A 22,714-nucleotide genomic window follows, 5' to 3' on the forward strand; every position below is an offset into this window, starting at 1 on the left:
TTACCTGTTAAATACACTTCTTGTTAAACTTCCAATAATCCTGCCCTTTCTAACAAAGCTTCTACTTTGGGCTCCGCTCCTCGGAACCTTTTGTACAAGACCATCGGGTTTTCTGTTCCTCCTTTTGAAAGAACATGCTCTTTGAATTTTTTTGCCACTTCTTTATTGAAAATACCTTTCTCTTTGAAGTAAGCAAAAGCATCAGCGTCGAGTACTTCAGCCCATTTGTAACTGTAATATCCTGAGGAATAGCCACCTTGAAAAATGTGTGCAAAAGCTGTGCTCATGCATGTTTCTGGAGTGTCGGGATATAAGTTGGTTTCTGAGAACGCTTTTGTTTCATGTGCTTTTACATCTGTAATATGAGTTGGGTCTGCACCGTGCCACGACATATCTAAAAGTCCGAAACTTAATTGGCGCATTGTTGCCATGCCTTCTTGAAAGGTGGCGGATTCTTTGATTTTTTGGACCAATTCCATCGGAATTACTTCTCCTGTTTCATAGTGTTTTGCAAAGAGTTCCAAAGCCTCTTTTTCGTAACACCAGTTTTCCATTACTTGGCTCGGAAGCTCTACAAAATCCCAATACACAGATGTTCCTGAGAGGCTGGGATATGTTGTGTTAGCTAACATTCCGTGGAGTCCATGACCAAATTCATGAAATAAAGTGGTTACTTCATTAAAGGTTAGGAGGGAAGGTTTTGTTTCTGTTGAAGGCGTGAAATTGCAAACATTCGATATATGCGGACGGATATTTTCACCGTCTTTTTTCCATTGTGATTTGAAGGAAGTCATCCAAGCGCCACCTCGTTTTCCTGCTCTTGGGTGGAAGTCGGCATAGAACACAGAGATAAAGTTTTTCTCCAAATCATAAACACGATAGGTTTTCACTTCTTCATGGTATTTATCGATATCCGATACTTCTTCAAATTGTAATCCGAAGAGTTTTTCTGCCACTTCAAAAACACCGTCAATAACATTCTCCAATTTGAAATAAGGCTTTAGTTGCTCGTCATCTAAACTGAATAATTTTTGTTTCAGTTTTTCGGAGTAATAACTGCCATCCCATTTTTGTAATTGGTCTATTCCATCAAGTTCTTTGGCAAAATCTTCCAATTGTTTGAATTCCCGCTCAGCAGCTGGTTTTGCTTTTTCAAGGAGTTCATTCAAAAACGAATGGACTTTCTCAGGAGTTTCCGCCATACGCTCTTCCAACACAAAATGTGCATGTGTTTTATAGCCTAAAAGACTTGCCCGCTCGTGTCGTAAATTGGCGATTTTTAGAACGATTTCTTGATTATCCAGTTCATCTCCTTTAAAAGATTTGCTTCCGAAAGCCATGGAGAGTTCTTTGCGCAACTCCCTATTCTTTGCATATTTCATGAAGGGAATGTAGCTGGGATAGTCTAAAGTCAACATCCATCCAGATTCTTTGCCTTTTGATTTTGCTAGTTGCGCCGCTGCTTCTTTTGCTCCTTCAGGCAATCCCTCTAAATCAGCTTCATTTATAATATGCTTTTGGTATTTGTTGGTCTCGGCCAAAACGTTTTCCCCGAACTTCAATTTTAATTTTGAAGATTCTGCATCGATTTCCCGCAGGCGGGTCTTTTTCTCTTCGGATAGATTCGCGCCGTTTCGACTAAAACTCTTGTAGCGCTTATCTAACAGGGTGTTTTGTTCTACAGAAAGATTCAAAGTTTCCCTCTGTTCGTAAACAGATTTAATTCGTTTAAATAAATCTTCATTCAAGGTAATATCATTCCCAAATTCAGCAAGTAGGGGAGAAACCTCCTGAGCTATCTTCTGAATATCTTCATTCGTTTCCGCAGAATTCAAGTTGAAAAATACACTAGAAATTCTATCTAGTTGTTGTCCTGAAAATTCCAATGCTTCTATAGTATTTTCAAAAGTTGGTGATTCCGTATTTGAAGTAATAGCATCTATTTCCGCTCGCGCATCTTCCATAGCTTTTAGAAAAGCAGGTTTAAAATGCTCGTTTTTGATTTCAGAAAAAGGGGCGGTATCGAATTTTTCGAGTAATGGGTTATTCATTCTATTTTTTAGAAATTAGTTCTTGACATAGTTTATCTTGAGCGAAGTCAAAAGGCTCGAACGGATAGTCCTTATATATTTTAATTTTGCCAACTGCCAACTGCCAACTGCCAACTGCCAACTGTTTACTATTAACTGTTTACTGATTTAGCTCCATCAATAACCTTCTGTTTCAAACCTTCTTTGTAGAGAATAATTTTATCCAGAACACATTTATCCGAAGAACCAATAATTTGAGCGGCAAGAATACCAGCATTTTTTGCTCCATTCAAAGCAACGGTTGCTACAGGAACTCCGCCTGGCATCTGTAGGATGGAAAGAACAGAATCCCAACCATCGATAGAATTGCTACTTTTCACAGGAACACCGATTACCGGTAGGGGAGACATTGAAGCAACCATTCCTGGAAGGTGCGCTGCTCCTCCAGCTCCGGCAATAACAACAGCATAACCATTGGTGTGGGCATTTTTACTAAACTCGAAAAGCTTTTCAGGGGTACGATGTGCTGAAACAATATCAACATCAACTTCGATGTCGAAACCTTTTAAAATATCGATAGCTTCCTGCATTACGGGCAGGTCGCTTGTGCTTCCCATTACTACGGCTACTTTGCTCATATTATTTGCTGATTACTTTTATCGTTTCCTTTACTTTTTGTGCTACTCTTCTGGCCTCATCAATATCTTCATCTACAATCGTCACATGCCCCATCTTGCGAAAAGGGCGGGTTTGTTTTTTTCCGTAGATATGTGGAGTAACTCCATTCATTGCCATGATTTCAGCAATGTTTTCATAAACTACATCTCCGGTATGACCTTCAGCTCCCACTAGGTTAACCATAATACCAGCCACTTTACTATCGGTTTTACCCAAAGGTAAATCTAAAATGGCGCGGATGTGTTGTTCAAATTGATTCGTATAACTTGCTTCAATGCTGTAATGTCCGCTATTATGTGGTCTTGGTGCTACTTCGTTTACTAGAATTTCATCTTCTTGCGTCTGGAACATTTCCACCGCTAAAATGCCGATATGACCAATTTCTTCTGAAACTTTTAAGGCCACTTCTTGCGCTTTTTGAGCTACTATTTTATCTATTCTGGCAGGGCAAATTACATATTCCACCTGATTGGCTTCCGGATGGAATTCCATCTCAACTACGGGATACGTAACAACTTCTCCTTTATGACTGCGAACCACAATAACAGCTAACTCATGCTTAAAAGGAATCATCTTCTCAGCAATACATTCTCCAGCTGGTAATTCTTTCAAATCCTCCATAGAACGGACCACTTTTACACCTTGTCCGTCATAGCCAAACTGGGCAGCTTTCCAAACAAATGGAAATTCTAATCCGCCATTTTCAATGGTATCTTTTATTTCACTAGCATAAGCAAAACGTGAAAAATCTGCCGTAGGAATATTGTTATCCGTATAGAACAGTTTTTGAGTTGCCTTGTTTTGAATGGTACGGAGGGCTTTTGTTGGAGGATATACTTTCAGGCCTTCATCTTCAAGCTTTTCAAGTGCATCAAGATTGACATTCTCAATTTCGATGGTCAATACATCAACTTGCTTTCCAAAGTTATATACTGCATCGAAATCCATTAGACTTCCCAAGATAAATTCGTCGCAGGCGATTTGGCATGGAGCTTCATTCGACGCTTCTAAAACTTTGGTATGAATATCGAATTTTCGTGTTTCATAGAGCAACATTTTTCCTAGTTGACCACCGCCTAATATTCCCAATTTAAAATCGGAAGAAAAGTAGTTATTTGAGTTATTCGCCAAAGTCCTTTTTTTTGTTCTCACAAAAATACATTTAAATAGTAAAACCAGCGTTATGGCGGTAAAAAAGAGAAATCAAAACGCTATATTTGCGCCTTTACAAATAGAATTGTGATAAAGCTCCACGACAAATATTTCAAACCTTTTTTGAGCCAAACTGAAATTCAATCCGCAGTTGAAGATTTAGCCAAAAAGATTTCGGACGACCATAAAGAAGAAACACCGATTTTTATTGGAGTGTTGAACGGGTCTTTTATGTTTGTTGCTGATTTTCTAAAAGCATACGAGCACCCTTGCGAGGTATCATTTGTGAAGTTGAGCTCTTACCAAGGCTTGACTTCTACCGGTATTGTTGAAACCTTGTTAGACCCACCTGAAAATATTGAAGGCCGAACCGTTATCATTCTTGAGGATATTATTGATACGGGTCGCACCTTAAAAGAATTGGTGCACCTATTCTCAAATACAAATGTCAAGGAGTTCAAGATTGCTACCTTATTTTACAAATCCGAAATTTATAATGGGGAATATAGCATCGACTACGTCGGAATCGAAATACCAAATAAGTTTATTGTAGGCTACGGACTTGATTACAACGAACTAGGTCGAAATTTAAAAGAAGTATACCAACTAAACCAAAAACATATGATTAACCTCGTATTATTCGGAAAACCTGGAGCAGGAAAGGGCACTCAGGCTGAATTTTTGAAGGAAAAATACAATTTAAAACATATTTCTACGGGCGATTTGTTTCGGTACAATATGAAGAATGATACGGAATTGGGACAATTGGCCAAGTCATATATAGATAAAGGAGATTTGGTGCCTGATGAGGTAACCATCAAAATGCTGCAAGATGATGTAGAGAAGAATCCTGAAGCGAGTGGATTCATTTTTGATGGATTTCCTAGGACCACCGCTCAAGCACAAGCCTTGGATGAATTTTTGGTAAGCAAAGGAATGAAAATAGACGCCACCATAGCGCTAGAAGCAAATGACGAAATTTTGATTCAACGTCTTTTGGAAAGAGGAAAAGTAAGTGGCAGAACAGATGATCAAGATGAAGATAAGATTCGGAATCGTTTTGATGAATATAATCAAAAGACTGCTCCTCTGAAAGATTTTTATGAAGCTCAGAATAAATTTCACAGTGTTAATGGTATTGGTGAAATTGATGAAATTACAATGCGTTTAAGCAAGGTGATAGAAGAGTTGTAGAAAATTTTAAAAGTTTAGTTTTCGATAGGTCTATTTAATCTCTTAATCATATAAGTGGGTAATGTCTGATAAAGTAATAACTGCAAAAGATGGATTAAAAGGCTGCCTTTTTACTTGTGGCGTTGCATTTGTACTTTTTGTTTTGTCAGCAGCGGGTTATCTGATCTATCTCTATTATTTTGATGATTCATTACCATCCTGATTCTTATGAATTTTAGTCTTCAACCTTTTCTTGAAAATAATCTTGTCAAAGTTCGGCCACTGGAAGAATCAGACTTTGCAGAATTGTATAAACTTGCATCAGACCCATTACTATGGGAGCAACATCAAAATAAAGATCGTTATACAAAAGAGAAGTTTACTTTATTTTTTGAAGAGGCAATTTCTTCAAAAACTACATTTGCTATTCTTGATGTGAAAACCAATAGAATCATCGGTAGTTCTAGATTCAAGAGTATTGACGAATCTGAAGGTGTGGTTGAAATTGGATGGAGTTTTTTAGCAAGATCGCATTGGGGTGGTCAGTTCAATCGTTCCTTTAAAACATTAATGGTGAATCATGCTTTGAAAAAATATAGGTATGTCATTTTTCATGTAAATTCTTTGAACTTTAGATCTCAAAAAGCTATGGAGAAGCTAGGCGCAGAGAAAATTTCCGATGACGAAAAGCCTTGGGCATTGAATGAAGCAGTTGGAATAACCTATTACCTAGATACGCCAATTAAAGACTAAAATTGACCTACCTTTGCCGCGAATTAAGCAAATAGATTACTAATAACCTATTGACTTTTCGAAAATGACTTAACATAAACTTATGACGGAAGGGAATTTTGTAGACTATGTAAAGATGTTTTTGACCTCTGGTAAAGGAGGGAAAGGTTCTGTGCATTTACATCGTGAAAAATTTATAACCAAAGGAGGTCCTGATGGCGGGGATGGTGGTCGAGGTGGACATATAATTTTAAGAGGAAATCAAAACCTATGGACTCTTATAAACTTTAAGTACAAAAAACACTTCAAAGCAGGTCATGGTGGTCATGGTAGTAAAAATCGCAGTAGTGGTGCAGATGGTGAAGATGTGTATTTAGATGTTCCTTTGGGTACTGTGATACGTGATGCTGAAACGGAAGAGGTTTTATTCGAAATTACTGATCATGATCAAGAAAAAATCATTCTAGAAGGTGGTATGGGTGGAAGAGGTAACTGGCACTTCAAAAGTTCTACAAACCAAACTCCAAGATATGCCCAACCAGGAATGGAAGGTAAAGAAGGTTCTTTTATTTTGGAACTCAAAGTTTTGGCAGATGTAGGTTTGGTTGGTTTTCCGAATGCAGGAAAATCAACTTTGCTCTCGGTAATTACTTCCGCGAAACCGAAAATTGCGGACTATGAATTCACAACCCTAAAACCGAATTTAGGAATTGTCGAATATCGTGATTTTCAAAGTTTTGTGATGGCAGATATTCCTGGAATTATTGAAGGAGCTGCTGAAGGCAAAGGACTGGGACATTATTTTCTACGCCATATTGAGCGAAATGCAACGCTTTTATTTTTAATTCCTGCGGATAGCAATGATATTAGTAAGGAATACGAGGTTCTTTTAGATGAGCTGCGCAGATATAATCCAGAGTTGCTCGATAAGGAAAAACTTATTGCTATTTCAAAAAGTGATATGCTTGATGATGAATTGATAGCCGAGATGGAAATAGAGCTAGACAAAGACCTAAAGGGCGCACCATATATGTTCATATCTTCTGTAGCCCAACAAGGTATTCAAGAGCTAAAAGATCGTCTTTGGAAGATGTTGAATGCTTAATTACGGTAATTCTTTGCATTTATATAAAACGAATTACAGATTTTGTAAGAATATATCTTTTGTTAAAAACTTTCATTTGAGATTTTGTTAGAATTCTATAATTTGCCTTTTCAAGGCAGATTATCTCTCTGTTGCGATACCCAAACCTATCTAGAATATATTTTATTTGTGAATTAATTCACTTTAGTTTCTTCAGGTTCTTTAGTAAAACTGTGTTCCCCCAAAAGAAAATAGTAAAACTAAGAAAAGACATCTATGGCAATATGTGCTATGTACTACATTGAAAACCATAAAATTGAAGTGGTAAGTACATTTTTAGGAAAAGAAAAAATTCTTCTTAATGGAAAAACGGTTTCTGAGCAAAATTCAAATATAGGTTCGTCACATACGTTTACAATCGGTAAAAATGAGTACCGAATAGCACAACGAGATAAAACGTATCAAAAGCGAGGAAGTATTTTTGAGGTTCGAAAAAACGGAATGCCTATTTCTCTGGTTAATATTCGTCCAAAAACTTCAACCCAATTATTTGTTATGGTCATAATTATGGGATTGGCTTTTGGGTTTACTCTGGGAATTCTTTTTTACAACCTCTTTTGGCCGGCTATGGAGCTGTGATTTAGAAGATTTTTTTCTCTTCAACCGAAATCTAATCCGTTTACTAATTATAATCTGGAACGACGAAACCGTTCAGGAGCTTCATTTTACCGCTTGTCATAACTCTCACACTTGCCACTACCATTTACTTTTTGAAATTTACCATTCGTCATAAACTCATTTCAAATGCTGGTATTCCGGTATACATTTACATCATAATAGAAAAACATAGTAATAACCTTATAAACTTTAATATCATGAAAGTAGCAATGCACAAAGAGAGTATCAAACAGAAAGAAATTGTTAAAACATTTATTTTTTTAACTATAGGCCTTATTTACCTCGTATCAAAAATAGTAAGTCTTTAAGCCATACAACTCGAAGGTAGTCAATATCAATAATCATCATGTTATGAAGATATTAAACGAAAACAATAAAAACGGAAATGTTATAGACCTTAAAAAAGTTATCATGTTTACACTTGTGGGCTTGGTCATAGGCTTGTGTGTAGGGTACACACTAACCAAATTTGCCCATTGGCTCATGAACTTAAATTGAAATCGATAAACCGTTCATAATTTGAATTTTACCGTTCGGCATAATTCAACAATTAATAGTAGTAAATACGACTAATTTTAATTCTGAATAATTCAACTAAATAAATATATTATGGTAGTATTAATTAAAGTGATTTTAGCAATCTTGTTTAGCATCGTTTTTTAAAAAAACAACAATGATCTATAGCATACTAGATTTCAAAAAAGAATGGAACATATTAAAGTGAGCTTTCATAGTTCTAATGATGATTATGATCTTGTTTAGTGTAGGCTATTTGGCGGGGCAAGGTTTTCATAATTTTATACATTAAATCAACTTTTTAATTAAAGCTATATTTAGCATTCGTATGAGCATATCAAAAATTGATAAATCAAATACAAAATGGAGCTTTGCCTTTTGGCTGGTTCAACTAATCGGATGGGGTGGCGTGTCCTATTTAGGTTATTTGTTTTCCCCCACCGAAGGTGGTTGGAGGGATAGTTCATACTTTGCCTTCGCTATTTGGGCTGGCTTGTTTATAGGTTTGTTTGCAACCGGACTGTTAAGAGCGTATTTAAAAAGAAACGTACTACTTGATAAATTTGATTCTAAGGAATTGAAAAAAGTTGTAGGAGCTATTATTATTGCAACGATAATATATGCGGGTCTAAGTTATGGAACAGGTTTTTTAAAAGGATACTTTGACTTAGAGAAGGTTGAGGTGCCGAAAATGTACGAGAACTTAGGCTTGGGTTTTGTCATATTTAATTCTTTCATGACCATTTTTGTTTGGACGATTTTTTATATGTCCGTGAAAATCGCCTTTAAACTGAATGCAAATCGTTTGGAACGCGCTGAGCTAAATGCTACCATACGCCAAGCTCAATTAAATACTTTGAAGGGCCAGATAAATCCGCACTTTATGTTTAATAGCTTGAATAACATAAGAGGTTTGATGCTTGAAGATGTAGATAAGTCTCGTGACATGTTGACCAAACTTTCTGAAATGCTTCGCTATTCATTGACGAAAAATGATGTGAATGCCATTGCCTTAGAAGAGGAGCTCGAGATGATTGATAATTATATTTCACTTTCTAAAATTCAATTTGAAGATAGACTAGAATTCGTTCAAGAGATAGCCCCTGAAACACTCAAAACCTCAATTCCTCCCATGACCATTCAACTGCTTGTAGAGAATGCAGCGAAACACGGTATTTCTAATTTAAAGGATGGAGGAATAATCAAATTAACTACCAAACATGTTGATGACCATTTAGAAATTGAAGTAAACAATACTGGAAAGCTAAAAATCGATAGTAAATCTACGCAGCTGGGACTTAAAAATATTAAGCAACGGTTGCGATTACTTTATGGTGAACGAGCATCTTTTTCTTTAGAAGAAATGGGAAATGAGGTACTAGCAAAAATTAAAATTCCTTTGACATAATGAATAGCATTAAAGCAGTAATCGTTGAAGACTCTCGTCTGGCTCGTAATGAGCTTAAGGAGCTTATTAAAAAGCATCCTGAAATTGAATTGTTGGGTGAAGCTGAAAATGTGGACAAAGGATTTGAATTGATTCAATCCACAAATCCCGATTTACTTTTTCTGGATATTAATATGCCGGAGAAAGATGGATTTGAATTGTTAGAGATGTTAGATGAGGTACCCATTACCATATTTACGACCGCGTTTGATGAATACGCCATAAAGTCTTTTGAGTATAATGCTTTAGACTACTTGCTAAAACCAATCAACGAAAAGCGTTTTGCTCTGGCTATTGAAAAAGTTCATGCAAAATTGGAGGGAAATTCTACTGAAGATGAAGCTGGGAAGGAACGTTTAACGGGCAATAGTCAAATCTTTATTAAGGACGGGGAAAAATGCTGGCTGGTCAAGATTGGAGATATCTCTCATATGGAAATTGTTGGCAACTACACCCGTGTCTTTTTTGAAGACCAAAGTCCTATGCTTTACAAATCACTAAATCAAGTGGAAGAAAAGCTACCACAGAAATACTTCTTTCGCGCGAACCGACAACAGATTATAAATACCAATTTCATTCAAAATGTAGTGCCTTGGTTTAACGGAAAATTGAAGCTATCCATGATGAATGGTGAAGAAGTTGAAGTCTCAAGAAGGCAATCGTATTTGTTTAAAGACAGAATGAGTCTTTAACTTGAAGAATTACTTCCGTTTTACTTTTATAACATACGTTGCTATAATAGTATCGTTCACTTTTATATGTACATCGTATCTTCCTGCTTTGTCAAAAGTATGTTGTAAGATAGTAGCATTCCCATTTCGTGTTATTTTAGGTTGGTGCTCCTTGCTGCTACCTCCAGTATTGAGTAATAAGAATGTATTTTCCTTTTCAATCGGTTGAGCTGAGGTCAGCTTAAAGGAGACTGATTCATTTTTAACTATCTCTAAATACATTTTCTTTGGAACTATAGGAAAAATGCTAGCTCCAAAAGCTTCTTTATACACCACAGGACCTTCAATAAATTCCTCGAAAGTTGGAGGGTTTTCCAAAAGGGAAGCACTAATTTCAAGAGGGTAGTGGTTTCGAATAAACAACTCAGGTTCCGCCAAAAAATAACCATCAAAATAATCAGGCTCAAAGCGGGGTCCGTCTTCTTCAATAACTATTTTACCGGCTGACCACGTAGGGTCGCATAAATACCATTTTCCATTGAGTTCAACGATATTCCAAGAATGGTTTGGGATACTATTTTCATCTAAAATCAAAGTGGCTGTTCTTCCGTAACCATTTACGATTTTACAATTGATATCTGCCAGACTTGCCAACTCACGGATTAAATAGGCATAACCCGTGCAAGCTGTTTTTTTATGTTTCAGAAGATTTTCAAAAACTTTGGGAGTAAAGCTGTTGTTCCATGCGGTTAAGGCTTCCTGATTTTCAGAGAGTTTTTTTCGCTTTTTTCGTGTCTTTACATAGGAGCTATAGTCATTCTCGATATTTGTGCCTACCCATGTATAAATAGCTCGAAACTTTTCTACATCGGTAGGTAAATTAGCCGTTAAATTATGGGTCAGTACAGGTAAGTTTTTTAAGCTTGCTCCGGAATAATGGGCGGCAATACTATCGGCCTTGGTAAAGTCGATATGTTCAAAGTCGGAACGCTGTCCGTATACAATCGTTCCGACTAGGAATAGTAAAATTGTAATGCATCTCATTATTTGAAGAGACCTATGAATTTTTGAAAGATGTTCTGTTTAGATTTATAAACACCCTCAACTTCAACAGCTCCCATGAGTGAAATATCAGATAGGTCAAAAGTAATTTTGATGTCAGCATTTTTAGAAGCATCTGAAACAACTTTATACTCTTGAGGATTATATCCAATATAACTGAAGACTAAAACGTCATCTGCATCCAGAGCTTTCGGGAATTCAAATTTTCCGTCTAAATCAGTAACAACTCCTTCGGCACTTCCTTTTAGAATTACATTGACACCTGCTAGGGGTAAGTTTTCTTCATCTAGCACCGTACCTGAGACTGTATATTGTTGAATTGCGACTTTACCCATAACAGCGGGTTCTCCCAATACCATCATTTCTGTAGGCACCTCATGGCTGACTACTTCTTGCGCTTGCATATTTGAAACTGCGCATAAGGAGAGTAATGAAAAACTCATTACGGCGAGTCCTCTCGATACGAAACTATTACTAGGTCTACTTATCATCGGTTCATGTTTTTGCAATTGAGCCGGTTTAAAAAGGCCACAGGTTTTTTCAGATGTACTGCTGAAATGTGTCATTATTTCTGTGGATGTCATTGCCGTAAAGTCAATGACTTCTTTTTGACAGGAATCACAAAACCCTCCTGCTGATGTTGGACTAAAATTTTCAAACTTTTCTTGACATGGTTTTTCTACGGATATTCGAATGGCATTTTTCATAATCTACAAGTTTTAAAGTTATACCTCTAAACTATGTGCTTATTATCCCTTAAAAAACCACTATCTAGGCTAGTGCCGCTTTGAATGTGTCAAGTCACCTTTTTAGTTAGTCTGAAATTACAAAATGTCAGAACAATTTAGTGAATTCTTAGTTTACTTTCACCCGGACACCCTCAGAATGACTACTAAACTCAGGTGCATACATGCTTTGAATAGTAGTAATGCCATTGCTGAAATCTCCAGCATTGTTAACGCGTAAATCGTATTCGAATACATATACCCCTTTAGGTAAATAGTCAAAGAAGAAATTGGTGCTAGCATCTTTTGTGGCTTCGTAGTATCCTAATCCGTCTTGCCATTTGTATTTGGAGATGACATTTATAGGCTCAAAACCGGCTGCTCGCATATCTTTCATGTGAACGAATTCCATGGGTCGGTCCGCTCGTAGTTCAATACGGACTCTTACCAAATCACCAACCTTTAAATCAGTCTTGTTTGTGATTTCAGAGATTTCCTCTCCTGTATCCGTATTCTTTTTAAGGAAGAGCTTCTTCTTCAATTTCAACGGAGTTTCCGCTGAGGTAATCTTATCCAAATCTTCGAAATATTGCCAGTATAAAGCGCCCCATGCGACGCCATTTCCTTTTTTGCTGATTTGTACTTCGGCCATTCTGGGTTTTACTTCTGCTCCGTCCCAAGCGGTTTTGTAGTAGCCTGTACCTGCTTCGACTTTTACATTTTCCAGTTTTGAAGGTTCTATTTTTTCGCCTCCCACTAAAACATCAACAGCGTCTGTGACTGATAACCAATCGTTTCCTTGTAACAACAAAGCATAAACTGCATCTGAAGTCGCTTTGGTAGTTTTCCATTGAGTGGTCTGCTTGTTCTTCAATAACCAGATTTTAAGATTGTCAACTGTATCAATATCCTCAGGTGTAACTTCAGAGAACGCTTCAATCAATAAGGACTGTGTTTCAATTGGTGCCTGATACCAATACCAAGAGCTTGTATTTTTTTTCCAATACATGCCTAATTCTTCGGAAGTAATGCTGTTCTCCTTTAAGGCTCTAAGAATTTTATCAGCTGTTTTTGAATCCTTCGCTTTATGCATAATCAAGGCTAACATCCCTTGAGAATACAATCCTTTATTCATCCAATATTTCTGAGCTTGTCCTTTATAATAAGTAGTTATTTCATCAACTTTTTTCGAGGTTTTAATATTTGAAAAGAAGCTACGCATATACAAGTAATGAATCTGAGTATTGCTCAAATGGTCATCATTGATATCTGTAGCATACTTTTTCATTTGGTTGTATTCCTTGACGAATTCGTTGTCCAAATACCTAACTGCTTTTTGAATTACGCTTTGCATTTCGACTTCTGATGTCACTGAAAGTTGTTTCAGGTGTCCTAAGCCGGTAATGATATGCTGAGTGATAAAACGGCTATCCGGACCGCCATTAAACCATGGCCAAGCTCCTGAACCTTTTTGGTTTTGCTTTAATTTGTTCAAGGCAGTAGACTGCTCGTTTTTCATTTTATTCAAGTTGAACAATAAAGCAATACGTTTTTTCTGTTCTGTTTCGGATTGTGCATCACGCAACCAAGGCGTCTCTTGAATCAATAGTGACTTCAATTCTTGATTCTTTTCCAAGTTACTCACTAAGGCATCTGAATTTGCCCATTGATTAAAGACTTCTTGAATTCTAGGATTACTATTCGCAATATGCGTTGCCAAGGTATTCGCATAATACTTTGAGAATGTCTGTTCATTACATTCATAGGGATACTCCATCAAATAGGGGAGTGCCTGTACTGCATACCAAGCAGGGTTAGAAGTCATTTCCAAAGTCAACTTATGATGCTTCAAAGTAGTTGACTTTGAGGTCTTCAACTTATCCAAAGTAAAAGTCTTTGTTTGATTACTCCGAACCCACATCGGCATGGTTTCGGTAACCAACATGCGATTTGTCAAAACCGGAAGCATATTCTGCTCGCCATCGCCAAAATCTCCAGCCTTAGCACTAACCGTATATTGAACCGCTTGAATGCCCTCCGGAATATTCAATCGCCATGAAACTTGGGTGTTGCCCATGGAATCGACTTTGAAGTCGCGTTCGTCAATAGGGGTTGGTGTTTCTCCAATTGGAGTTTCAATCAATTGAGTCAAAATATCTAAACCGGTCACGGCATCTACCAATTGTAACTTAGCTCGTCCGGCGAGGGATTTCTCGGTCAAGTTGGCAATCTTGGTACTGATAAAGATTTCATCCCCTTCTCTCAGAAAACGTGGTGCATTGGGTATCACCATTAATTCTTTTTGAGTAACTGTATTTAGCATACGGACCGAACTTTCTAAATTTTTGGTGTGCGCCAATAATTGCACATTCCATTTGGTGAGTGCTTCTGGAGTGGTAAAACTGAAAGAAACATTACCTTCTTTATCTGTTTTTAACTGTGGAAAGAAAAAAGCATTTTCTTGAAGATTTTTACGGATTTGTACATCTCCAGTGTCTGTCTGACCTTTTTGCTCTTCAGGTCTTTCCGATTGAGGTTTGTTTTGCTTGAACTCATCACCTAAAGATTTGTCCGCCTCTACAGATACTCCAGCGACTTGACCCAAAGCGGAATCTTCCAGCTCCATTTCCATCATATCCATTGCCATTACAGGTGCAGGGGCACCTTCCTTTTTCATCATTCTACTGCGTCTTAGGCCTCTCCCATAGTACCCTCCATAACCAAAATGTAGCCCAAACCAATTTAAAGAATCAAAGTAGAGACTATCGTAACCATAACTTTGATTATCTATAAAAGTGCTGAACGAACCTGTAGAAAAACAGTTGTAGGCATTTGCAGTGCGTTGGGTATAATAGGTAGGTCTCACTAAAGGATTAAACCCCCAGTAGTGTCCTCGAAAAGAGTCTAGGGAAGCGTCATACATATTTGCCAAAAGCTCGGCAGCGACCTTATCACCTTTCGGACCTTTGATTTTAAAGGACCAAGTTTCATCCGTTCCGGGTTGTAATTTATCACGGAAAGTGACGGTCTCGATTTCCAATTGCGAGCTAGGGTAGGGCACTTGTATATTTACACTACTCGCTTGAAAGTAATTGTATACGGAAAAGCTATAAGTGATTGCAAATCCTCCTAAATCCTCCGCCGTTACAGGTATGTTAAAAGACTCCGAATTGTTATTTAGACGAATCAACTTCGTGTCAATAACTTTATGGTCTTTTTCGATATTTACAGTTACATTGATATCTTCTGCACTAGAAAGTAAGGTGACTTTGACCTTATCTCCGTTAGCATAACTACTCCTATCCGTTTTGATTTCGAATAAGCCATTATCGGCCAATTTTTTATCCGAATGGCTAAATAGCGTTGTTTGAAGAATGTCTTTTACGAGCATTCCGAATTTGTCTTTGCTTTCTAATTCAAGCACGTATTTTCCAGATAACCATTTTTTAGTATTCCCAAGAGATATTTCTTTGGATTTATCTGTATCAAAATCAGCCTTCCAAACTAATTCTCCTTTTTCCCATGTAGACGGGTCATGTTCATTAGCAAAGGAGTCATGTGGATAAATTTTCTTAAACTCCTCTTTAGACCATCCGGCATAGTCAGGTGCAGCCCAAGTTCTAGGACGATTTACACTTTTCGGAGCTTTTAATTTATACATCTTAATGACTCCTTTTGCTGGAACAAATTGTCCGTTTAAATTGTTTGTCGAGATGCTGAGCTTATTTTCTTTGGAATCTTTATCAAACGGATTCGCCATATACATATTTGCCGTCATCGTGTGATAGCCAACGGTTACATAAGTTGTTGTGCTATGCGTTTCTCCGTTGATATCAGTCACATCTGCAGTTACCTCGTAACTGAAGGTGGGCATATGCTTTTTATCAACGCCATTGTCGGGTATGGCCTTAAAATCGATTTCATACTTTCCGGAAGCATTGGTGGTAGTTTCCCCATGCGCAATCTCTTGTGGAGAACTACTAAGATTGGGATAATACCAATAGCACCATCTCGGGTAATACACCAAGCGTTTTACACGATAGGCGACTTTTGCATCGGTAATATTACTTCCCGAGTATGCGGTAGCGTTTCCTTTTACAGTTACACTATCATTGACTTTATAGGTTTCCGTAACGGGTTCAAATGAAGTTTCGTATTTCGGACGTTTGTATTCTTCCACTGAGAAATTTGCATACCCGCTTAAAGCGATTTTATTGGAAAGTGCTAGCATTGAAAACTCTCCCGTTAAACCATTGCTGGGCAATATGAATTCCCCAGAAAAGGAGCCATAATCATTGGTGATGAACTCGGTTGTTTTTAGCACTTGTCCGTTTACATCCTTTAGTTGAACAGATACGGTTTCATTCTCTAAAACCGAAGAAACACCATTATTATTTTCAATGGCAATTCCTTTAAAATATAAAGGTTGCCCAGGCCTGTAGATACTTCTGTCGGTAAATAAGAAACAAGAATAATTGACCACATTCCTATTCTGATGATACTTTCGGTTGACATAATAATCTTTGAAATAAGCCCTATCCTTAGATGAGGTAACTGATACGCTAACATCACTCCAGTTTTCATTATTTAAAGGAATGGTAATATTCCCCATTTTATCAGCTGTGAAGTTTTTGCTCAGGCGTTTACCATCATAATTTATTCGGTAACGAAAGGTAAGCTTAGCCCCGGCGATAGGTTTTCCGTCATGCCTATTGATAACTTGAAAGTACTGATGCGTGTTTGTTCGGGTTTCTGCCAAAGCCATGTCAGTCGCTTGCACTGGGCTATATGAAAAGTCTTTGTTCCCTTCACCTTTTGGCAGTGCCAAAATCACATATTGTCCATTGTCCAATGGTGGCATCGAAATTTCGGTGCTGTGCATTTGGTAGTCACTTTCATTTTTTAAGTCAGCTTCCCAAGTTTTGGCAACGGGTAGTTTTTTAATGAAATCCAATATTTTTTCCTTCGGATAAAGCTCTTGTATCTTATTGAGTTCCTTTTGTGTTACTCTTCTTGCCGTAAGTGATAAACCATCGAGGTTTTTATAATTCACTAAAAAACGGGAGGCCGTATTAATAGGAATGTGTCTTTCCGTTGTTAGTTGCAGACTCTTTTGAAGAATCTGTGATTTAAGACTTTTACATTGCTCAGTACCTCTGCTATCAGGAAGTTCTTTAATTACCTGCTCGCAAACGGCTAGGGCTTCTTTTGTTTTCCAACGATTTTCCTCGTTAGTTTTGGGCTGAAATGTGTTGCCTTGACGGTTAAATAGGGAAGCAATTTGAAACTTATATAAACCCGATGCCAAGCTTCCTTTTGCTGCTGAAGCTGAATTCTGAAATACTTCGAGAAATTGGGCATCTTTATTTTCAAAGGTTGCGTTTTGATGTATAAAGTTCAGACGTTCGATATTGATTTCAGCAAAGGTGTAGGGCTTTGCGCTAGGTAGATGTTGCAATAGTAGCTTTTGGTAAATGCAGAGCGCCTTGGCTTGCATGGAGGTTGCATCTTCGATATCGATGTTTTTAGCAGTAAAAGCGTATCCGTCGCAGAGCAAGTCTGGGTCATCAATTTCGAACTTTTCTGCGGGACGCGTAATATTATTTTCACTGGTCTTATAAAAGCTAAGTGCGTTATGTGCTAGCAAGTCAAATAAGGTAGGGCGATATTCTTGGGTGTTATCTTGTTTATGTAGGATAGCATCAAACTCAAAAACCAGAGTTTGTTTCAATACCGTTTCATTCTGTAAAGAGGCATCAAAATGAAGGCTGATTTCCTTGAATAAGGTAGTCAAATCCCACGTTCTGAAATCTATTGAATCGACTTTTACCTCGGTTTTAGTCCGGTTGTAAAATTGATATCGATTTTGTTGAAAATATTGCCAAAACAAATTGGCCAAATAGCTTTCCAAGATATTTTTGGTGGGTGATTCTGCTTTTGCGATTTCTGATTTGAAATCATTAATAATTTTCATTTGGGCATCTTCCTCCAAGGTCATCGCATACTTTGAAGAGTATAATAAAGCTTTTACAATTTGAGCAGAATTCTTTTCCTTTTTTGCTTTTTCAGAAATAGAGGTCACCACTTTCAGCGCGGACTTCGTCAACGCTTCGCCCTCAAGTTTTTCAACTTGTTTCCAAAGTGTTTCGAAGGAATCATTGTTTTTCTGCGCTTGCGCCATTTGTGAAAATAGGATTATCGTCAATATGGTTACTAGATGTTTCATTATGAGTTTCTTAAGCTATACGCTATACATAGAACGATTTAGCTCCACTTAAGGTATACAATTTCAAAATTACGTACAAAGGTGAAGCCAAAACCCCCTGAAAACAATGAAAATTGAGGGAAGTGTGCTTTTGGGTTAGGGAGAGGGGTTAGATGTTTGGTGCTCGATGTTTTTAATTTTTATCGTGCATCGTGCATCGTGCATCGTGCATCGTGCATTTAGCCTTTACCGGTACTCATCTCTCGCTGGACTAAATACATCCATTAATTTACAGGGAGTCAATGCTTTTCCGCTATGCGGGATATTTGAAGCAATGGGTACAATATCTCCAGGATGATAAATTTTGGTTTCTCCATCCAAAGTAAATTCGAATTCCCCTTCAATGACATGCATGATTTGTTCGTGAATATGATAATGTTCTGGTACTACAGCATCTTTTTCAACATCCCAAAAAACCAAACTCATGGTTTCAGTATGCACTAGTTTGCCATGATAACCTGGCATGATTTCTTTGGATTGAATGTTGGTGAGGTTGAGGTTCATTGCATTTCGTTTACACAACTAAGATAATTATAATACAGGGTTTTCGAAGCTAACTTCAATTCCTATCTTTACACCATAATTACTACTTCATGCAAATTCATTTTATCGCTATAGGCGGAAGTGCCATGCACAATCTCGCCTTAGCACTAGATTTTAAAGGATATACAATTACCGGAAGTGATGATGTCATTTTCGAACCTTCTAAAAGTCGACTGAAAGACAAAGGTTTGCTACCTCAGGAATTTGGTTGGTTTCCTGAGAAATTACATGCTGATATCGATGCTGTTATTTTAGGGATGCATGCCAAGCCCGATAATCCTGAATTGCTGAAAGCGCAAGAATTAGGATTGACGATTTATTCCTATCCGGAGTTTCTATACGAGCAATCGAAGAATAAAACAAGAGTGGTAATCGGTGGAAGTCATGGTAAAACCACAATCACCTCAATGATTCTTCACGTTTTGAATTATCACGACCGTCCTGTAGATTTTATGGTAGGCGCACAGTTAGATGGTTTTGATCGAATGGTTCACTTGACGGAAGAAAATGATTTTATCGTTTTAGAGGGAGATGAATATCTGTCTTCACCTATCGATAGAAGACCGAAATTTCATTTGTATCAACCCAATATCGCTTTGTTAAGCGGAATCGCTTGGGACCACATTAACGTATTTCCCACTTTTGAAAACTATGTGGAGCAATTTCAGATTTTTGTGGATAGCATTGTTAAGGGGGGAAGCATCACCTACAATGAAGAAGATGTAGAAGTTAAGAAGGTTGTGGAAGCTTCGGAAAATGCGATTCGCAAGTTGCCCTATCAAACTCCCGAGTATTCCGTTGAAGATGGAGAAACGCTTTTAGAAACTCCCGAAGGCCCAATGCCAATTGAAGTTTTTGGAAAGCATAATCTGAACAACCTAGCGGGCGCCAAATGGATTTGCCAAAACATGGGTGTTGATGAAGATGACTTTTACGAAGCGATTGCTACTTTCTCAGGTGCTTCGAAAAGACTAGAGAAGATTGCGGAAGGAAAGACAAGTGTTGCCTACAAAGATTTTGCCCATTCACCAAGCAAAGTGGCTGCAACTGCAAAGGCTGTGAAGGAGCAATATCCAGATAGGAAATTAATTGCTTGTTTAGAATTGCATACCTACAGTAGTTTTAATCCTGAATTTTTAAAGGAATATAAAGGTGCTTTAGATGCTGCCGATGTCGCTGTAGTGTTCTATTTGCCGGAGTCTGTGGCCATCAAAAAACTAGAACCTGTTAGTGCGGAGCAAATTAAGGAAGCTTTTGAACGCCCAGATTTAGAAATACACACCAACTCCGAAGCGTTTCATAACTACGTTTTCAGTCAAGATTTTACCAATTCAACATTACTTCTAATGAGTTCAGGTAACTACGGCGGATTGGATTTGGAAGCGCTGAAAGCCACGGTAGAATCTTAAGTGATTGATTATTAGCTGCATATTTGTCAGGTATGGTTAGTCTGGAATGCATTTTGACCAATGTAACACATGACCAAAGAACAAAAAGCCACACTTTTAAATGCCGCATATCGATTTCTCCGACGAAAACTATCCCTTTTTATGATAGCTTGTATGCTCGGCATATCCAACGTTATTATGGAAGAAGATAGAATGGTCAATGATACCCGGGCTAAAATCGAACATCAAGAGATTCAGTCGGAAGACGATTAGACTCCAAACTGTGTCAAGTGATGGTCTAAATGTTTGTACTCCATTTTCCCCCATTGTTCATGTGTGAATTTTCCAAATATGGGATGTGGGTTCCATTCCGTTCGAGTTCTACACTCATAAAAATCAGTAACCAATTGTCTTAATTTTGCTTTCTCAGTAGTTAAATCCTTTTCCTCTTTTGCCTTAAGATTAGGTGCTGTTGGTAGGTTCTTTCGAAAAGGTTTGTCTGAATACATTTGCTTTTTAAAGAACGTTCTAACGAAGATATTTCCATTCCCTTTGTTCTTGTTTTTAATTCCAATCACAAATGGAAATTGGCAATGCCAAGCCATTTGTCCTGCGGTCATTTTACCCCATTGCCGTTCTGAATTTTCGTTTAGCGCATCAATACGCGCTAGAGTCTCATTATATGTACTTTCTTCAAAAAGAGATTTCATTGCTATCATATTTGAATCATAAATGTATGCTTTATTGGATGATTTAATATTATAGTATTTATTTTGTTTTCAGAAGACTCATTAAGAACTAGCTTTCTTTTCATAAAGAATTGGCCAGATATTAGTTTTGTAAATTAGTGCTGTATTTCACTTTTACTATGTACTTAAAATACAATTTAAATTACCCCACATTCGTTGGCAGTAGTATTGCTTAATAGTTTAATAAATAGCAGAATACATAAATTGATTAAAATTCATAAAGAAAAAATGCGAAACAAAATACTAGCGATAATTCTTTTTTCATTGCTGATACTGGGATGCGATGAACAAGCAACTAACATGATGCCGGATGAACTGATTGAGCAGGTCGACACGGAGCCACCAATCATAACGATATCGGGACTTGAGAGTCCCATAGAAACTATAACAACTTTGAATGTTACTATACAAGATGAATCTGATAAGGTAAGTACTTCAGTGTTGATTAATGAACAAGAAGTTTCCACTAGTAATGAAAAATCATTTTCTTTTGAGGTGAATCCGTTTGATTATATGACGGGTGAGAATACTATTGAAATTACTTCAAACGATGAAGAGGGCAACGAAGTTGTAATTAATCAAACTTTTGATGTTAAAAAATTATTAGTAAGTATTTCAGCGCCAAGTTTTTCAAGTTCTCAGCGGATATTCTTTTCTGTTAACACAATGACTGGTAACCTATTGGCTTTCAAAGAAGTAATGCAATCACTTGAAAATATTAAGCTATATGCGGATGATGATTTTGTACCACAGCAATTAGTTGTAACATCTTATGATTTACAACCAAATGCAACTCGAAAAGCAAGCTTGGATTCTTATGCCAATATTAAACCTGGTACCGATTTGACAATACTTCAAGAAGTCGGAGGCGTTATAACTGCAAATACTTTTGATGACCGACCAACTATTGTACCGCTTACTCTTGATATAACTGGAATCGATACAATTAAACTGGCAAATTCACTTTGGACAATAGGAAACGGCTTTGTTTCAAGTTCCAACCCCTTCGAAGAATTTGGCGTATTAAACTCACGCTTGCAATTTAATTCTAAGAATCAAGTCATCGAAAATGCTATTGTTTATACCTCTAACCTATCTGCTTTAACCAACGAAGATAAAATAGAAGTTGATGATTATAAATATCTGTTTTTGGAAGAACCTTCAAATTCAGCAATATCTTTTTCCGAATTTAAAACACCTCCAAATACGGAAGTAATAGATATACCTGCCTCAGTAACGTCACACTCTTTGCGCATTCTAGGTTTTAGGGATCAAGAGGCGTATCGAAATAATCAATATCGTTTTTTATATGATACTAAATATGAAGAAAGCCTTAATAGCTTTGTTGAAATTCCAGTTATTGATGAATTTGAGGTGTTAAGAAATGATATAGTTATGCAATTAAATAGCCGTAAGCGATACGTGGCGTCAACTTTGGGGATAAAAAATATTTCTGATGTTCCAGATTGGGATGCCACTTTAACTGATGAAACGATTCAAATGACTGGAGAATTTGACAAGTTTACAATTTTAATTATTACTTTAAATAATCCAGATGCTGAACTGCTGTGGGAATACACTGCTAAACCCATAGAAAATTTTCATCTTCCTTTTGAATCTTTTGAGTTTCCTGATGAGTTTGTAATCTATTCTGAAGCGCAAAATTTGAATCTTTCTTCTTTAAATTCAAATACGACTAATAGGATAACTTTTTTTGATGCTTCTGAGCAATTGGCGTATGAAGAATTATTATTTAACATATTTACCAATAATCGTCTTGGAGATGTTTATGAACTTTCGGTGAATTTGTAAAATATCAAG

Annotated in this window: 17 protein-coding genes; 9 read left to right on the forward strand and 8 right to left on the reverse strand. The window is 37.2% G+C overall.

Features of this window, described 5'->3' with window-relative positions; genetic code table 11:
- Nucleotides 1–23: 23 nt before the first annotated feature.
- The 3 genes from ACKWCD_RS11895 to ACKWCD_RS11905 form a co-directional block, all read right to left on the reverse strand.
- On the reverse strand, nt 24–2,051 hold the full coding sequence (locus ACKWCD_RS11895; RefSeq protein ID WP_413984192.1) for a M3 family metallopeptidase: 2,028 nt from the start codon (nt 2,049–2,051) through the stop codon (nt 24–26).
- A 131-nt stretch (nt 2,052–2,182) separates the two neighbouring features.
- On the reverse strand, nt 2,183–2,668 hold the full coding sequence (gene purE, locus ACKWCD_RS11900; protein ID WP_413984193.1) for a 5-(carboxyamino)imidazole ribonucleotide mutase: 486 nt from the start codon (nt 2,666–2,668) through the stop codon (nt 2,183–2,185).
- Nucleotide 2,669: 1 nt separating this feature from the next.
- Nucleotides 2,670–3,860 carry a 5-(carboxyamino)imidazole ribonucleotide synthase gene (locus tag ACKWCD_RS11905; RefSeq protein ID WP_413984194.1) on the reverse strand — a complete coding sequence of 397 codons (1,191 nt, stop codon included), beginning with the start codon at nt 3,858–3,860 and terminating at the stop codon, nt 2,670–2,672.
- An 87-nt stretch (nt 3,861–3,947) separates the two neighbouring features.
- On the opposite strand from ACKWCD_RS11905, the gene ACKWCD_RS11910 reads away from it, so the two are divergent.
- The 6 genes from ACKWCD_RS11910 to ACKWCD_RS11935 all read left to right on the forward strand — a co-directional run bounded on the left by ACKWCD_RS11910 (nt 3,948) and on the right by ACKWCD_RS11935 (nt 10,182).
- Complete coding sequence (locus ACKWCD_RS11910) at nt 3,948–5,054, forward strand: adenylate kinase (protein WP_413984195.1); 1,107 nt, start codon at nt 3,948–3,950, stop codon at nt 5,052–5,054.
- Nucleotides 5,055–5,261: 207 nt separating this feature from the next.
- A complete protein-coding gene (locus ACKWCD_RS11915; protein ID WP_413984196.1) occupies nt 5,262–5,786 on the forward strand; it encodes a GNAT family N-acetyltransferase in 525 nt (174 codons plus the stop codon).
- A gap of 82 nt (nt 5,787–5,868) precedes the next feature.
- Entirely contained in the window at nt 5,869–6,870 is a 1,002-nt protein-coding gene (gene obgE / locus ACKWCD_RS11920; protein WP_413984197.1) for a GTPase ObgE, read from the forward strand.
- Nucleotides 6,871–7,125: 255 nt separating this feature from the next.
- Complete coding sequence (locus tag ACKWCD_RS11925) at nt 7,126–7,488, forward strand: hypothetical protein (RefSeq protein ID WP_413984198.1); 363 nt, start codon at nt 7,126–7,128, stop codon at nt 7,486–7,488.
- Nucleotides 7,489–8,371: 883 nt separating this feature from the next.
- Nucleotides 8,372–9,451 (forward strand): sensor histidine kinase, encoded by a 1,080-nt coding sequence (locus tag ACKWCD_RS11930; RefSeq protein WP_413984199.1) that lies wholly within the window; start codon nt 8,372–8,374, stop codon nt 9,449–9,451.
- Entirely contained in the window at nt 9,451–10,182 is a 732-nt protein-coding gene (locus ACKWCD_RS11935) for a LytR/AlgR family response regulator transcription factor (RefSeq protein ID WP_413984200.1), read from the forward strand. The genes ACKWCD_RS11930 and ACKWCD_RS11935 overlap by 1 nt, the downstream gene beginning before the upstream one ends.
- Before the next feature lie 9 nt (nt 10,183–10,191).
- Here ACKWCD_RS11935 and ACKWCD_RS11940 read toward each other — a convergent pair whose 3' ends face one another.
- The 4 genes from ACKWCD_RS11940 to ACKWCD_RS11955 all read right to left on the reverse strand — a co-directional run bounded on the left by ACKWCD_RS11940 (nt 10,192) and on the right by ACKWCD_RS11955 (nt 18,717).
- Nucleotides 10,192–11,205 carry a transglutaminase domain-containing protein gene (locus tag ACKWCD_RS11940; RefSeq protein WP_413984201.1) on the reverse strand — a complete coding sequence of 338 codons (1,014 nt, stop codon included), beginning with the start codon at nt 11,203–11,205 and terminating at the stop codon, nt 10,192–10,194.
- Nucleotides 11,205–11,930 carry a carboxypeptidase-like regulatory domain-containing protein gene (locus tag ACKWCD_RS11945; RefSeq protein WP_413984202.1) on the reverse strand — a complete coding sequence of 242 codons (726 nt, stop codon included), beginning with the start codon at nt 11,928–11,930 and terminating at the stop codon, nt 11,205–11,207. The genes ACKWCD_RS11940 and ACKWCD_RS11945 overlap by 1 nt, the downstream gene beginning before the upstream one ends.
- Nucleotides 11,931–12,078: 148 nt before the next feature.
- A complete protein-coding gene (locus ACKWCD_RS11950; protein WP_413984203.1) occupies nt 12,079–18,174 on the reverse strand; it encodes an alpha-2-macroglobulin family protein in 6,096 nt (2,031 codons plus the stop codon).
- Between the two features lie 225 nt (nt 18,175–18,399).
- Complete coding sequence (locus ACKWCD_RS11955) at nt 18,400–18,717, reverse strand: cupin domain-containing protein (protein WP_413984204.1); 318 nt, start codon at nt 18,715–18,717, stop codon at nt 18,400–18,402.
- Between the two features lie 89 nt (nt 18,718–18,806).
- Here ACKWCD_RS11955 and ACKWCD_RS11960 point away from each other — a divergent pair, with 89 nt between their 5' ends.
- Nucleotides 18,807–20,165: a UDP-N-acetylmuramate--L-alanine ligase gene (locus tag ACKWCD_RS11960; protein WP_413984205.1), complete on the forward strand. Its 1,359-nt coding sequence runs from the start codon at nt 18,807–18,809 to the stop codon at nt 20,163–20,165.
- A 69-nt stretch (nt 20,166–20,234) separates the two neighbouring features.
- Nucleotides 20,235–20,417, forward strand: coding sequence for a hypothetical protein (locus tag ACKWCD_RS11965; RefSeq protein ID WP_413984206.1), 183 nt, complete (start codon nt 20,235–20,237; stop codon nt 20,415–20,417).
- On the opposite strand, the gene ACKWCD_RS11970 is transcribed toward ACKWCD_RS11965, so the two are convergent.
- Nucleotides 20,414–20,854 (reverse strand): DUF1569 domain-containing protein, encoded by a 441-nt coding sequence (locus tag ACKWCD_RS11970; protein ID WP_413984207.1) that lies wholly within the window; start codon nt 20,852–20,854, stop codon nt 20,414–20,416. The two genes, ACKWCD_RS11965 and ACKWCD_RS11970, sit on opposite strands and share 4 nt — an antisense overlap.
- A 267-nt stretch (nt 20,855–21,121) precedes the next feature.
- Here ACKWCD_RS11970 and ACKWCD_RS11975 point away from each other — a divergent pair, with 267 nt between their 5' ends.
- Nucleotides 21,122–22,705, forward strand: a complete 1,584-nt coding sequence (locus ACKWCD_RS11975; RefSeq protein WP_413984208.1) for a hypothetical protein — start codon at nt 21,122–21,124, stop codon at nt 22,703–22,705.
- Nucleotides 22,706–22,714: the final 9 nt, after the last annotated feature.

Origin of the sequence: Maribacter taeanensis (assembly GCF_047345145.1) — a bacterium.
Lineage (GTDB): Bacteria > Bacteroidota > Bacteroidia > Flavobacteriales > Flavobacteriaceae > Maribacter_C.

Bases quoted from the DNA above. Each gene is read 5' to 3' on its own strand.
- ACKWCD_RS11950 (WP_413984203.1), bottom strand. From the start codon at position 18,174: ATGAAACATCTAGTAACCATATTGACGATAATCCTATTTTCACAAATG.
- ACKWCD_RS11965 (WP_413984206.1), top strand. From the start codon at position 20,235: ATGACCAAAGAACAAAAAGCCACACTTTTAAATGCCGCATATCGATTT.
- obgE (WP_413984197.1), top strand. From the start codon at position 5,869: ATGACGGAAGGGAATTTTGTAGACTATGTAAAGATGTTTTTGACCTCT.
- purE (WP_413984193.1), bottom strand. From the start codon at position 2,668: ATGAGCAAAGTAGCCGTAGTAATGGGAAGCACAAGCGACCTGCCCGTA.
- ACKWCD_RS11935 (WP_413984200.1), top strand. From the start codon at position 9,451: ATGAATAGCATTAAAGCAGTAATCGTTGAAGACTCTCGTCTGGCTCGT.
- ACKWCD_RS11930 (WP_413984199.1), top strand. From the start codon at position 8,372: ATGAGCATATCAAAAATTGATAAATCAAATACAAAATGGAGCTTTGCC.
- ACKWCD_RS11955 (WP_413984204.1), bottom strand. From the start codon at position 18,717: ATGAACCTCAACCTCACCAACATTCAATCCAAAGAAATCATGCCAGGT.
- ACKWCD_RS11940 (WP_413984201.1), bottom strand. From the start codon at position 11,205: ATGAGATGCATTACAATTTTACTATTCCTAGTCGGAACGATTGTATAC.
- ACKWCD_RS11915 (WP_413984196.1), top strand. From the start codon at position 5,262: ATGAATTTTAGTCTTCAACCTTTTCTTGAAAATAATCTTGTCAAAGTT.
- ACKWCD_RS11975 (WP_413984208.1), top strand. From the start codon at position 21,122: ATGCGAAACAAAATACTAGCGATAATTCTTTTTTCATTGCTGATACTG.
- ACKWCD_RS11945 (WP_413984202.1), bottom strand. From the start codon at position 11,930: ATGAAAAATGCCATTCGAATATCCGTAGAAAAACCATGTCAAGAAAAG.
- ACKWCD_RS11895 (WP_413984192.1), bottom strand. From the start codon at position 2,051: ATGAATAACCCATTACTCGAAAAATTCGATACCGCCCCTTTTTCTGAA.
- ACKWCD_RS11970 (WP_413984207.1), bottom strand. From the start codon at position 20,854: ATGAAATCTCTTTTTGAAGAAAGTACATATAATGAGACTCTAGCGCGT.
- ACKWCD_RS11925 (WP_413984198.1), top strand. From the start codon at position 7,126: ATGGCAATATGTGCTATGTACTACATTGAAAACCATAAAATTGAAGTG.
- ACKWCD_RS11960 (WP_413984205.1), top strand. From the start codon at position 18,807: ATGCAAATTCATTTTATCGCTATAGGCGGAAGTGCCATGCACAATCTC.